This is a genomic window from Amycolatopsis sp. NPDC045836 (genome assembly GCF_056431745.1).
In genome coordinates, this window is sequence record NZ_JBWKKF010000046.1 from 1 (window position 1) to 14,773 (window position 14,773).

Consider the following 14,773-nt stretch of genomic DNA (forward strand, 5'->3'; position numbering starts at 1 on the left):
ATCCCGGTGGTCACCAGCGGTGATGTGACTGCGGTGGACTACTGGGTGCGGCACGTGCGTGACACCGTCCGGTTCGCCGACCACGTGGCCACGCTCGCCGAAGCCGGGGTCACCACGATGGTCGAGCTGGGCCCCGACGGGGTGCTCTCGGCCATGGCCGCCGAGTCCAGCTCCGACGTGCTGTCGGTTCCGCTGCTGCGCAAGGACCGCGACGAGGAACTGGCCGTCACCGCCGCACTGGGCACGCTGCACGTCCACGGCGTGGCGATCGACTGGGCGAACTACTTCACCGGCACCGGTGCGTCCCGCGTCGACCTGCCGACCTACGCCTTCCAGCGCGAGCGGTACTGGCCGGAGGGCACCATCGCGATGGGCCCGCCGGAAGCGGCGGCCGATCCGGCGGACGCGGAGTTCTGGGCCGCGGTGGACCGCGCGGACGTCGATTCGGTGGCGGCCACGCTGGAACTCGACGACGAGACGGTGACCGCGGTGGTCCCGGCGCTGTCGTCCTGGCGCCGCCGCCGTCGTGAACAGTCCGTCGTGGACGGCTGGCGCTACGAGACGGTGTGGACGCCGATCACCGCCGAAGGGGCGCTGTCCGGCCGCTGGCTGGTGCTGCTCCCGGCGGAAACCGCCGAGGACGAGTGGACCTCGGCCGTGGTGGACGCCCTGGGCGAGAACACGGTGTGCCTGGACGTGCGCGACCGGGCCGAACTCGCCGGGCTGCTGGTGGAGGTCGGCGACGACACCTTCGACGGCGTGGTCTCGCTGCTGGCGACCGGTGGCACCGAGGTTCCCCAGCACGCCTGGCCCGCCGAACAACTGCAGGTGCTCGGCGAAGCGGGCATCACCGCGCCGCTGTGGTGCGTGACCCGCGGTGCCGTCACCGTCGGTGACGAGGTCGCGGAAAACTTCGGCCAGGCCGCGATCTGGGGCCAGGGCCGGGTTTCCGCGCTGGAGCAGCCGGACCGCTGGGGCGGGCTGATCGATTTGACGGTGCCCACCCCGCACGGGTTCGCCGGGGTGCTGGCCGGGTCCGAGGACCAGGTCGCCGTCCGGGAGCACGGCGTCTTCGGCAGGCGGCTGGTCCGGGCGGCCGTGCCGTCCGGGGCCGGGACCTGGACCCCGGCCGGCACGGTGCTGCTGATCGGCGGCAACGAGGAACTCCGGGCCTGGCTGGCCCGGGGTGGTGCCACCGTGGTGACCGGCACCGGCGACCTGGCCGCGTTGCTGGCCGAACACGAGTTCACCGCCGTGGTGCACGCCGGGGCCGAGGACCTGGAAAGCGTGCGGCACCTGGACGAACTGCTCGGTGACCGGCCGCTGGACGCCTTTGTCGTGCTCGGCTCGATCGCCGGGGTCTGGGGGGTGCGTGGCCGCGGCCCGCAGGCCGCGGTGGACGCCTGCGGCGAGGCGGTCGTCCGGGCCCGCCGGGCCCGGGGTGCGACCGGGTTGCACCTGGCCTGGGGGCCGTTCGCGGAGACACCGGAAAGCCAGCTGGCGCGGCACCTGCGGTTGAGCGGGTTGCCGGGCATGGACGCCGAACTGGCGTTCGCCGCGCTCGGCCGGGCGGTGGCCGCCGGGGACACCGCGGTGACCGTGGCGGACGTGCGGTGGGAGACCTTCGCACCTTCGCTGCCCGGCGCGCTGCTGGCCGACCTGCCGGAGGCGGCTCCAGCGGACGAGTCCGAAGCGGACTCGTCCGGGTTGCGGCAGCGGTTGCTGGCGCTGCCGGAGGAGGACCGCGGGGACGCGCTGCTGGCCGTGGTCCGGGAGAAGATCGCGGTGGTGCTCGGGCATTCGACCACCGACGCGATCGAGGACGGTTCGCCGTTCCGCGACCTGGGCTTCGACTCGCTCACCGCGGTCGACCTGCGCAACCAGCTCAACACCGAAACCGGCCTGAACCTGCCCGCCACCCTGGTCTTCGACCACCCGACCCCGGTGGAACTGGCTGCCCACCTGCGTGACGAACTGCTGGGTGCCGAGCCCGAACCGGCCCCGGCCGTCCAGGTGGGCGGTGCGGTGGACGAGCCGATCGCGATCGTCGGCATGGCCTGCCGGTTCCCCGGCGGGGTCCGGTCGCCGGAGGAGCTGTGGGAGCTGGTCACCGGAGGCGTGGACGCGGTCGGCGAGATGCCCGCCGACCGCGGCTGGGACTTCGAGAAGCTGTTCGGGGCCAAGCAGAGCATCACCCGCCGGGGCGGCTTCCTCTACGACGTGGCCGACTTCGATCCCGACTTCTTCGCCATCTCACCGCGTGAGGCGCTGGTGATGGACCCGCAGCAGCGGGTGCTGCTGGAGTCGGCGTGGGAGGCGATGGAACGCGCCGGGATCGATCCCGGCACCCTGCGCGGCACCGACGCCGGGGTGTTCATCGGCGGTGGCAGCGGCGAATACCGGCTGCCCGCCGAGACCGCCGGGCACGAGTGGCAGACCGCGCAGTCGGCGAGCCTGCTCTCCGGGCGGCTGGCCTACACCTTCGGCTTCCAGGGCCCGACGGTCTCGGTCGACACCGCGTGCTCGTCTTCGCTGGTGTCGCTGCACCTGGCGGCCCAGGCACTGCGCAACGGCGAATGCTCGATCGCGCTGGCCGGTGGGGTCACGGTGATGTCGACGCCGGTCGGCTTCGTCGAGTTCAGCGCCCAGGGCGCGCTGTCCGAGGACGGCCGCTGCAAGGCGTTCGCCGACACCGCCGACGGCACCGGCTGGTCCGAAGGCGTGGGCGTGCTGGTGGTCGAGCGGTTGTCCGACGCCCGCCGCAACGGGCACGAGGTGCTCGCGGTGGTCCGCGGGTCGGCGATCAACTCCGACGGCGCGTCCAACGGCCTCACCGCGCCGAGCGGGCCCGCGCAGCAGCGGGTCATCCGGGCGGCGCTGGCCGGCGCCGGGCTGGAACCGTCCGATGTGGACGCCGTGGAGGCGCACGGCACCGGTACCAAGCTGGGCGACCCGATCGAGGCGCAGGCGCTGCTGGCCACCTACGGCCGCGATCGCGAGCAGCCGCTGCTGCTGGGCACGATCAAGTCGAACATCGGGCACACGCAGTCGGCGGCCGGGGTGGCCGGGGTGATCAAGATGGTGCTGGCCATGCGCAACGGCCGGCTGCCGCGGACGCTGCACGTGGACCGGCCGACCACCCAGGTCGACTGGAGCGCGGGCGCGGTCCGGCTGCTCACCGAGACCACGCCGTGGCCCGAGGTGAGCCGTCCGCGCCGGGCCGGGATCTCCTCGTTCGGCGCCAGCGGCACCAACGCGCACCTGATCCTGGAGCAGGCCGAGACCGTGCCCGCCACGGAGGCGGTCGCGCCCGAGCGCAAGCCCGAGGTGCTGCCGGTGCTGGTCTCCGGCCGCACCCCGGCGGCGTTGCGGGCGCAGGCCAACCGGCTGCTGGAACTGGCCAGGGAGAACGACGACCTGGCCGGGATCGCGTTGTCGGCGGCGACCACCCGGGCCGCCTTCGAGCACCGCGCGGTGGTGCTCGCCGGGCAGCAGAGCGAACTGGTCGACGGGCTGGTGGCACTGGCCGAGAACACGGTCGCCCCGCACGTGGTGCTCGACGAGGTGGCCCGCTCCGGCAAGCTCGCGTTCCTGTGCACCGGGCAGGGCGCGCAGCGGATCGGCATGGGCCGGGAGCTGTACAACCGCTTCCCGGTGTTCGCCGCCGCGCTGGACGAGGTGCTGACCCGGCTCGACGTCCGCGACGTGATGTGGGGCGACGACCAGGAGGAACTGAACCAGACCGGGCACGCGCAACCGGCCCTGTTCGCCGTCGAAGTGGCGCTGTACCGGCTGCTGGAGTCGTGGGGCATCAAGCCGGACTTCCTGGCCGGGCATTCGATCGGCGAGCTGTCCGCGGCCCACGTGGCCGGGGTGCTCACCCTCGACGACGCCTGTGCCCTGGTCTCCGCCCGTGCCCGGCTGATGCAGGCGCTGCCCGCCGGCGGGGCGATGGCGGCGGTGCGGGCGAGCGAGGAGGACGTGCGGCCGTACCTGGTCGACGGGGTGTCGATCGCCGCGGTCAACGGGCCGAACTCGGTGGTCATCGCCGGGGACGCGGAGCTGGTGGAGAAGGTGGCCGAGCCGTGGAAGGCCAAGCGCCTCGAGGTGTCCCACGCCTTCCACTCGGCACACATGGACCCGATGCTGGACGAGTTCCGCGCGGTCGCCGAGGGCCTGACCTACTCGGCACCACGCATTCCGATCGCCACCGAAGGCGACGTGACCTCACCCGGGTACTGGGTGCGCCACGTCCGCGAGGCGGTGCGCTTCGGCGACGCGATGCGGTCGCTGGACAGCCGCGGGGTGACCACCTACGTGGAACTCGGCCCGGACGCGGCGCTTTCGGCCGTGGCCCGCGAGTCGATCTCCCCGCAGGCGCTGGTGGTCCCGCTGCTGCGCAGGGACCGCGGGGAGGAGAACTGCCTGGTCTCCGCACTGGCCAGGGTGCACACCCGGGGCGTGCGCGTCGGCTGGCGCGAGTTCTTCGACGGCATCGGGGCGGCGAAGGTGGACCTGCCGACCTACGCCTTCCAGCGGCAGCGGTACTGGCCGGACGCGCTGCCCGCCGCCCCGAAGGCGGAGACCGACGGCGTGTCCGACCAGGGCCTCTGGGAAGCCGTGGCGCAGCGTGACTTCGCTTCGCTGGAGTCGGTGCTCGACGTGGACGGCGAGTCGCTGTCGAAGGTGCTCCCGGCGCTGCTCGGCTGGCGGCGGCAGCGCGAGGACCAGTCCGTGGTGGACAGCTGGCGGCACCGGATCACCTGGAAGCCGCTGGGGGGCAAGAAGACCGACCAGCTGCCGGGCGACTGGCTGCTGGTGACCCCGCCGGGCCAGGGCGCCCACCGTGCCTTTCTCGACGCCGTGGACGCCCGGTTCACCGAGGTCGAGATCGGCTCGCCGGACCGCGAGCAGGTCGCCGAAGCGCTCGAGGCCCACGGCGGTACCCGGTTCACCGGCGTGCTGTCCCTGCTGGCACTGGCCGGGTCGACCGGCGGTGGTGCGCCGGAGGGTGTGCTGCTGACCGCGACGCTGGTCCAGGCGCTGGGTGACGCGGGCATCACCGCACCGCTGTGGTGCCTGACCAGCGGGGCCGTCTCGGTGAACCGCTCGGAGACGGTGCCGAACCCGGCGCAGGCCGCGGTGTGGGGCCTCGGGCGGGTCGCCGCGATGGAGTACCCGGAGCGCTGGGGCGGGCTGCTGGACGTGCCCGCGCGGCTCGACGACCGGGTGGTCCGCGGGCTCACCTCCGTCCTTTCCGGACTGGACGGTGAGGACCAGGTGGCGGTGCGCACCAGCGGCGTCTTCGGGCGGCGGCTGCTGCCCGCACCCGCCCCGAACCCGGCCCGCGAATGGGACCCGAGCGGCACCGTGCTGATCACCGGTGGCACCGGCGCGCTGGGCGGGCACGTGGCCCGCGCGCTCGCCGGCGCCGGGGCGCGGCACCTGGTGCTGGTCAGCCGCCGCGGCCCGGCGGCACCCGGGGCCGAGGAACTGCGGGCCGAACTGGCCGGGCTCGGCGCGGCGGTGACCGTGGCCGCCTGCGACGTCGCCGACCGCGAAGCCGTGACCGGCCTGCTCGGCGGGATCGACGACCTGACCGGCGTGGTGCACGCGGCCGGGGTGCTCGACGACGGGGTGCTCGACCGGCTGACCCCGGACCGGTTCCAGGAGGTGTTCCGCACCAAGGTGGACTCGGCGGTCCTGCTCGACGAGCTGACCCGGGACCGCGACCTGGCCGCGTTCGTGTTGTTCTCCTCGGCGTCCTCGGCGATCGGCAACCCCGGACAGGCCAACTACGCCGCGGCCAACGCGGTGCTCGACGCACTGGCCGAGCGCCGCCGGGCCGAGGGGCACGCGGCCACCTCGATCGCCTGGGGCGCCTGGGACGGCGGCGGCATGGCGGGCAGCGACCAGGCCGTGGAAACCGCCCGCCGGGCCGGGGTGGCGATGATGGCACCCGAGCTGGCCTGCCGGGTGCTGCGGCAGCTGGCGGCCGAGAGCGAGCCGACCGCGGTGGTGGCCGCGGTCGACCAGAGCCGGTTCGGTCCGGGCTTCCGGCCCAGCCCGCTGATGCGGGAACTGGCTCCGGCGCCCACCGCCGCCGCCGAAGCCGCGCCCGCGGAACCGGCACTGGCCGAGCAGGTGCGGAAGCTGCCCCCGGCCCGCCGCTACGAGGTGGTGCTGGAGCTGGTCCGCACCCGGGCCGCCGAGGTGCTCGGGCAGGCCGATCTCGACGCGGTGCGCGAGGACCGGCCGTTCCGCGACCTGGGCTTCGACTCGCTCGCCGTGGTGGAGCTGCGCAACCAGCTCAACGCGGCGACCGGGCTGAGCCTGGCGTCCACGCTGGTGTTCGACCACCCGAACCCGAAGGCGCTGGCCGAGCACCTGCTCGAACAGCTGGTACCCGATGGGACGAGCGGGGACAGCGAAGAGGCCGAAGTGCGTGAGCTGCTCGCGTCGGTGCCGCTGGCGAAGCTGCGTGAACACGGGGTGCTCGACCAGTTGCTGCGGCTGGCCCGCCCCGGCGGTGAGCCGGAAGTGCACGGCGAAAACGCCTCCATCGACACGATGACGGTGGACGACCTGGTGGAGGCCGCGCTCAGCGGCCAGGACGGCCATGACGACCAGTCCGACCTTTCCTGGAAGTGAGTCAGAGCATGAACGCGCCCAACGAGAAGGTTGTCGAAGCGCTCCGGGTCGCGATGAAGGACGCCGAGCGGCTGCGCCGGCAGAATCGCGAACTGCTGGCCGCCGCTTCGGAGCCGATCGCGATCGTGGCGATGAGCTGCCGCTTCCCCGGCGGTGTCGACTCGCCCGAGGCGTTGTGGGAGCTGGTCGCCTCGGGCGGGGACGCCATCTCCGGCTTCCCGGCCGGGCGTGGCTGGGACACCGAGTCGCTGGCGTCGGCGGAGACCGACGACCGCGGCACCAGCATGAGCCTGCAGGGCGGGTTCCTGCCCGGCGTGGCCGACTTCGACCCCGGCTTCTTCGGCATCTCCCCGCGTGAGGCGGTCACCATGGACCCCCAGCAGCGGCTGCTGCTGGAGACCAGCTGGGAGGCCATCGAGCGCGCCGGGATCGACCCCGCCAAGCTGCGGGGCACCCGCACCGGGGTTTTCGTCGGCACCAACGGGCAGGACTACTCGCACCTGATGGTCCGCTCGGTGGCCGACGCCACCGGTGACATCGGCACCGGCATCGCGGCCAGCGCCATCTCCGGCCGGGTCTCCTACGAACTCGGCCTGGAAGGCCCGACCGTCACCGTCGACACCGCGTGCTCGTCCTCGCTGGTCGCGCTGCACCTGGCCACGCACGCGCTGCGCAACGGCGAATGCTCGCTGGCGCTGGCCGGCGGGGTGAACGTCATGGCCACCCCCGGTTCGCTGGTGGAGTTCAGCCGCCAGGGCGGGCTCGCGCGCGACGGCCGGTGCAAGGCGTTCTCCGACGACGCCGACGGCACCGGCTGGTCCGAGGGCGTCGGCCTGCTGCTGCTGGAACGGCTGTCCGACGCGCAGCGCCACGGGCACGAGGTGCTCGCCGTGGTCCGGGGTTCCGCGGTCAACTCCGACGGCGAGTCCAACGGCTTCACCGCGCCCAACGGCCGGGCGCAGCAGCGGGTGATCCGGCAGGCGCTGGACCGCTGCGGGCTGGCACCGTCCGATGTGGACGTGGTGGAGGCGCACGGCACCGGGACGCCGCTGGGGGACCCGATCGAGGCGCGCAGCCTGCTGGCCACCTACGGTCAGGGGCGCGAGCACCCGCTGCTGCTGGGGTCGGTCAAGTCGAACCTGGGGCACACGCAGGCCGCCGCCGGGGTGGCCGGGGTGATCAAGATGGTCATGGCCATGCGGCACGACCTGGTGCCGAAGACGCTGCACGTGGCCAAGCCGTCCACCCACGTGGACTGGAGCACCGGCTCGGTGCGGCTGCTCACCGAGGCCACGCCGTGGCCGGAGACCGGGCGGGCGCACCGGGCGGCGGTTTCGTCGTTCGGCGTCAGCGGGACCAACGCGCACGCCATCCTCGAGCAGGCCCCGCCGATGACCGTCGAGGTGCTGCCGGAGGTACCGGAACAAACAGCGCCGCAAAGCGGCTCCGTTGGGGGTGGCGGTGGGCTGGCGGGTGGGCCAGCCGTGGTGCCGTGGGTGCTGGCCGGGCGGACCCCGGCCGCGTTGCGGGACCAGGTCTCCGCGCTGCTGTCCTTCGTGGATGACCAGCGGCCGGTGGACCTGGCGTTGTCGCTGGCCACCACGCGCACCGGCTTCGAGCACCGGCTCGCCGTGGTCGGCGGCAGCCGCGGGGAACTGTGCGAATCGCTGGCCGCGTGGGTGGAGAACGGGACCGCCCGGGGCGTGGTGACCGGCGAGGTCAACGGCCGCGCCAAGCTCGGAATCCTGTTCTCCGGGCAGGGCGCGCAGCGGCTCGGCATGGGCCGCGAGCTGTACGGCCGCTTCCCGGTGTTCGCGCGTGCCTTCGACGAGGTGCTCGCCGAACTGGACCGGCACCTCGACGGCCCGCTGCGCGAGGTCGTCTGGGGCACCGATCCCGAACTGCTGAACCAGACCGGCTGGACGCAGCCCGCGTTGTTCGCCATCGAGGTGGCGTTGTTCCGGCTGGCCGAATCCTGGGGCCTGACGCCGGACTTCGTCGCCGGGCATTCGATCGGCGAGATCGCCGCCGCGCACGTCGCGGGGGTGTTCTCGCTGGAGGACGCCGCCGGGCTGGTCGCCGCGCGGGCCCGCCTGATGCAGGCGCTCCCGGCCGGGGGAACCATGGTGGCGATCAAGGCTGCCGAGGACGAGATCCCCCTGACCGAGGGTGTTTCGATCGCCGCGGTCAACGCACCCGGTTCCGTGGTGATCGCCGGTGAAGAGGCCGCGGTGCTGGCGATCGCGGAGAACTTCGAGAAGACCACGCGGCTGAAGGTGTCCCACGCGTTCCACTCGCCGCTGATGGACCCGATGCTGGCCGAGTTCCGGCGGTTCGCCGAGGGCATCGCCTACGCCGAACCCGCCATCCCGGTGGTCTCCAACCTGACCGGCGAACTGGCCACGGCGGCCGAACTGCGCTCGGCCGGTTACTGGGTGCGGCACGTGCGCGAGACCGTCCGCTTCGCCGACGGTGTGCGTGCGCTGGCCGCCGCCGGGGCCGGTGTGCTCCTGGAGCTCGGGCCGGACGGCGCGCTGTCCGGGCTGGCGCAGCAGAGCGCCGACCTGCCGGTCGCCCCGGCGTTGCGCAGGGACCGCGGTGAGGAAGCCGCCATCCTCGGGGCGCTGGGCGAACTGCACGTCAACGGCGTCGCGGTGGACTGGGCCGCGGTGCTCGACGGCACCGGCGCCCGCCGGGTCCCGCTGCCCACCTACGCCTTCCAGCACGAGAAGTACTGGCCGTCGGTGTCCGTGCGCTCCGGCGACATCTCCGGGCTGGGCCTGGCCGCCGCGGAGCACCCGCTGCTCGGCGCGGCCACCACGGTGGCCGGTTCGGGTGAGCTGATCATGACCGGCCGGTTGTCGCTGGAGAGCCACCCGTGGCTGGCCGACCACGCCGTCGGCGGGGCGGTGCTGTTCCCCGGCACCGGTTTCCTCGAACTCGCCATGCGGGCCGCCGACCAGGTCGGCTGCGACCGCGTGCACGAGCTGACCCTGGTGGTGCCGCTGGTGCTGGCCGAGAAGACGTCGGTGACCGTGCAGGTGTGGGCCGGGGCGCCGGACGCCGGCGGCCGTCGTCCGGTCAGCGTGCACTCTCGGCAGGGCGGTACCGATTCCTGGGTGCAGCACGCCAGCGGCACGCTCGGCGACGGGGCCGCCGTCACCCCCTTCACCGCCACCGAATGGCCGCCGCCCGGGGCGGAACCGCTGGACCTGAGCGGGTTCTACGAACGCTTCGCCGAGACCGGCCTGACCTACGGGCCGGTGTTCCAGGGCGTGAAGCACGTGTGGCAGCGCGGTGGGGACAGCGCCGAGATCTTCGCCGAAGTCGCGCTGCCGGACGGGGTGGCGGACGCCGGGCAGTTCGGCGTGCACCCGGCGCTGCTGGATTCCGCCCTGCACGCCAGCCTCTTCGTGCACCCCGACCGGGAGGGCAGCGGCCTGCTGCCGTTCTCGTGGAGCGGGGTTTCGCAGCACGCGTCCGGGGCGTCCACGCTGCGGGTTCGCCTGGCTGCCACGGCCGACGACGCGATCTCGGTGACCGCCGTCGACGTGCGGGGTGAGCCGGTGCTGTCGGTGGAGTCGCTGGCCCTGCGCTCGGCCACCGCCGAATCGACCGCGCGGGCGCGGAGCGAGCAGGACTCGCTGTTCCGCCTGGACTGGGTCACCCAGCCCGGCGCGAAGTCCACTGAGGACACTTCATGGGCGGTGCTCGGCACCGGGGAAGCCGCGCTGGGGGCGGCCGTCGCCGCCACCGGCGGCGCGCGGGTGGCCTCGCTGGACGAACTGGCCGAGCTGACCGGCGGTGTGCCGGGCATGGTGCTGTGGCCGGTGGCGAGCGAGGCCGACGGCGCCGAAGCCGTGCACGAGCTGACCGCGCGGGTGCTCGGCACCGTGCAGGACTGGCTGGCCGACCCGCGCTTCGGCGACTCCTGCCTGGTCGTGGTCACCCGGGGTGCGGTCGCCGCCGGGGACGAGAACGTCGACGACCTGCCCGCCGCCGCGGTGTGGGGCCTGGTGCGCACGGCCCAGTCGGAGAACCCCGGCCGCCTGCTGCTGCTCGACCTCGACGACACGGACACCGACGTCCTCGGCACGCTGCCCGCGCTGCGGGCCAACGGCGAAACGCAGATCGCCGCGCGGGACGGGGAACTGCACGTCGGACGGCTGGCGAGGCTGGCCGCCGGGACCGCGCTGGTGCCGCCGGTGGGGGTGCCGTGGCGGCTGGACAGCGGCCGCAAGGGCAGCCTCGACGGGCTCACCCTCGCCCCGGTGCCGCAACTGCTGGACCCGGTGGACGGCCGCCAGGTCCGGATCGCCGTCCGCGCGGCCGGGCTGAACTTCCGCGACGTGCTGAACGCGCTGGGCATGTACCCCGGTGAGGCCGGGCTGTTCGGGTCCGAGGCCGCGGGGGTGGTCGTCGAAACCGGTCCGGAGGTCACCGGCCTGCGGCCCGGTGACCGGGTGATGGGCATGCTCTTCGGCGGCATGGGCCCGCTGGGCGTGGTCGACGAGCGCCTGCTGACCGAGCTGCCCGCGGAGTTCTCCTTCGAGACCGGTGCCTCGATCCCGCTGGTCTTCCTCACCGCCCACTACGCCCTGGCCGACCTGGCCGGGCTGCGTGCGGGGGAGAAGGTGCTGGTGCACGCCGGTGCCGGTGGTGTCGGCATGGCCGCCATCCAGCTCGCCCAGCACCTCGGCGCCGAGGTCTACGCGACCGCCGGCGAGGGCAAGTGGGACACGCTGCGCTCGCTCGGGCTGGACGACGACCACATCGCCTCTTCACGCACCCTCGACTTCGAGGCGAAGTTCCCGCGGGTCGACGTGGTGCTGAACGCGCTGGCCGGGGAGTTCATCGACGCCTCGCTGCGCCTGCTCGGGCCCGGTGGCCGGTTCCTCGAGATGGGCAAGACCGACCTGCGTGACCCGGCCAGCCTGCCCGGGGTCAGCTACCAGGCGTTCGACCTCGGCTGGGTGGACCCGGACCGGATCGCCGCCATGCTGACCGAGCTGAAGGCGCTGTTCGCCGCCGGGGCGATCCGGCCGCTGCCGATCGTCAGCTGGGACGTGCGCCGGGCCCGCGACGCCTTCCGGTTCATGAGCCGCGCCCAGCACATCGGCAAGATCGTGCTGACCGTGCCGACCGGCTGGGACCCCGAGGGCACGGTGCTGATCACCGGCGGCACCGGCGGCCTCGGCGGGGTGCTCGCGCGGCACCTGGTCACCAGGCGCGGGATGCGGAACCTGGTGCTGGTCAGCCGCCGCGGTCTCGAGGCACCCGGTGCCGCCGAACTCCGCGACGAACTGGCCGAAGCGGGTGCCGAGGTCACCGTGGCCGCCTGCGACGTCGCCGATCGGGACGCACTGGCGGCCCTGCTCGACACCGTTCCGGACCTGACCGCCGTGGTGCACACCGCCGGGGTGCTCGACGACGGCATCGTCGGCTCGATGACCCCCGAGCGGCTGGACACCGTGCTGCGGCCCAAGGTCGACGCCGCCTGGCACCTGCACGAGCTGACCCGTGACCGCGAGCTGGCCGGTTTCGTGCTCTACTCCTCGATCTCCGGGGTGATGGGCAGCGCCGGGCAGGCGAACTACTCGGCCGCGAACGTGTGGCTGGACGCGCTGGCCCACCGCCGCCGCAGCGAAGGGCTCGCCGCGACCTCGGTGGCCTGGGGCGCGTGGACCTCGGAAATCGGCATGGCCGGTACGGTCAGCGAGACCGACCTGCGGCGGATGAGCGAATCGGCCAACCCGCTGTCGATCGAGCAGGGGCTGGCCCTGTTCGACGCGGCGATCGGCTGCGACGAAGCCCTGCTGGTGGCGCTCAACGGTGGCGCGGGCCAGGGCGGCCCGGCACAGGGGCACGTGCCCGCGTTGCTGCGTGGCCTGGTGCGCACCGGCCGCCGCACCGCGGCCAGTGGCACCAGCGGTGGTGAGGGCCTGGCCCAGCAGCTGCTCGGCCTGCCGGAGGACGAGCGGCTCCGGCACCTCGTCGGGACCGTGCGCACCGAAGCGGCGGCCGTGCTCGGGCACAGCTCCCCGGACGCGATCGGCGTGGACCGCGAGTTCCGCCAGCTCGGCTTCGACTCGCTGACCGCCGTCGAACTGCGCAACCGCCTCGGCTCGGCGACCGGCATGACGCTGCCAGCCACCCTGGTCTTCGACTACCCGACCCCGCGCGTGCTGGCCGAGTTCCTGCTCGGCGAACTGCTCGGCGAGGCCGCGGAACTGACCGAAATCGCCCCGCAGACCGCGGGTGCCGCCGACGACCCGGTGGTCATCGTCGGCATGAGCTGCCGGTTCCCCGGCGGCATCGACTCGCCGGAGGACCTCTGGCAGTTCCTGCTCGACGGCGGTGACGCGATCACCGACTTCCCGCCGGACCGCGGCTGGGAGTCCGACCCGACCGGCGGCACCGAGGGGGCCAAAGGCGGCTTCCTGGCCGACATGGCCGGGTTCGACACCGGCTTCTTCGGCATCTCGCCGCGGGAGGCCAAGGCGATGGACCCGCAGCAGCGGCTGGTGCTGGAGGTGTCCTGGGAGGCCATCGAGCGCGCCGGGATCGACGCCGCCGACCTGCGTGGTTCGCAGACCGGCGTGTTCATCGGCACCGGCGGGCAGGACTACACCAACGTGGTGCTGCGGGCCAACGAGGACCTCGAAGGCCACGCCAGCACCGGCCTGGCCGCCGCGGTCATCTCCGGCCGCGTCTCCTACAGCTTCGGGTTCGTCGGGCCGTCGCTGACCATCGACACCGCTTGCTCGTCGTCGCTGACCGCACTGCACCTGGCCGCGCAGTCGCTGCGCACCGGGGAGAGCTCGCTGGCGCTGGTCGGCGGGGTCGCGGTGATGAGCACGCCGATGAGCTTCGCCGGGTTCACCGCGCAGGGCGGGCTCGCGCCGGACGGCCGCTGCCGCGCCTTCTCCGACGACGCCGGCGGCACCAGCTGGTCCGAGGGCGTCGGCGTGCTGGTGCTGGAGCGGTTGTCCGAGGCCCGACGCCACGGCCACCAGGTGCTCGCCACCCTGCGGGGCAGCGCGGTCAACCAGGACGGCGCGTCGAACGGGCTCACCGCGCCGAACGGGCCGTCGCAGCGGCGGGTCATCCGGGCCGCGCTGGCCGGGGCCGGGCTGACGGCGTCCGATGTGGACGTCGTCGAGGCCCACGGCACCGGCACCAAGCTGGGTGACCCGATCGAGGCGCAGGCGCTGCTGGCCACCTATGGGCAACGCAGCCAGGACCGGCCGCTGCTGCTGGGCTCGGTGAAGTCGAACCTGGGGCACACGCAGGCCGCCGCCGGGGTCGCCGGGGTGATCAAAACCGTGCTGGCGCTGCGGCACGGCGTGGTGCCGAAGACGCTGCACGTGGCCGAGCCGACGTCCCACGTGGACTGGACGGCCGGGTCGGTCGAGCTGGTCACCGAGGCGACGCCGTGGCCGGAGGTGAACCGCGCCCGCCGGGCGGGGGTGTCCTCGTTCAGCCTCAGCGGCACCAACGCACACGTGATCCTCGAGCACACCCCGGTGTTCGAGGCGGCACCCGCCGAACGGGACGAGCCGGAGATCGTGCCGCTGCCGGTCTCGGCCAGGACCCCGGAGGCGGTCGACGGCCAGGTGGCCCGCATCCGCGAGTCCCTGGTGTCGAACTCCGCGCTGGACACCGGTTACTCGCTGGTCACCACCCGTACCGAGTTCGAGCACCGCGCGGTGCTGCTGGCCACTCCGGACGGGGTGACCGAGGTGGCGCGGGGCACCGCGGTCGACCGACCGCTGGCGGTGTTGTTCTCCGGCCAGGGTTCGCAGCGGCTCGGCATGGGCCGGGAACTGCACGCCCGGTACCCGGTGTTCGCCGAGGCGCTGGACGCCGTGCTGGCGGGGCTGGACCCGGCCGTGCGCGAGGTGATGTGGGGTTCGGATACCGAAGTACTGAACGAGACCGGTTACACGCAGCCCGCGTTGTTCGCCATCGAGGTGGCGTTGTTCCGGCTGGTCGAGTCGTGGGGCGTGAAGCCGAAGTTCCTCGCGGGGCATTCGATCGGGGAGATCGCCGCGGCGCACGTGGCCGGGGTGCTGTCGCTGGAGGACGCGTGCACGCTGGTCGCGGCCCGTGCTCGCCTGAT

At 73.7% G+C, this 14,773-nt stretch carries 1 protein-coding gene and 1 pseudogene; both read left to right on the plus strand.

The window, feature by feature from the left end; translation table 11 throughout:
- Window positions 1–243: 243 nt before the first annotated feature.
- Window positions 244–6,651: pseudogene (locus AC07EG_RS39830) on the plus strand (type I polyketide synthase); the annotation flags it as partial.
- A gap of 8 nt (window positions 6,652–6,659) precedes the next feature.
- Window positions 6,660–14,773, plus strand: an 8,114-nt coding sequence (locus AC07EG_RS39835) for an SDR family NAD(P)-dependent oxidoreductase (protein ID WP_478258470.1), incomplete at its 3' end; no start/stop codon positions are given.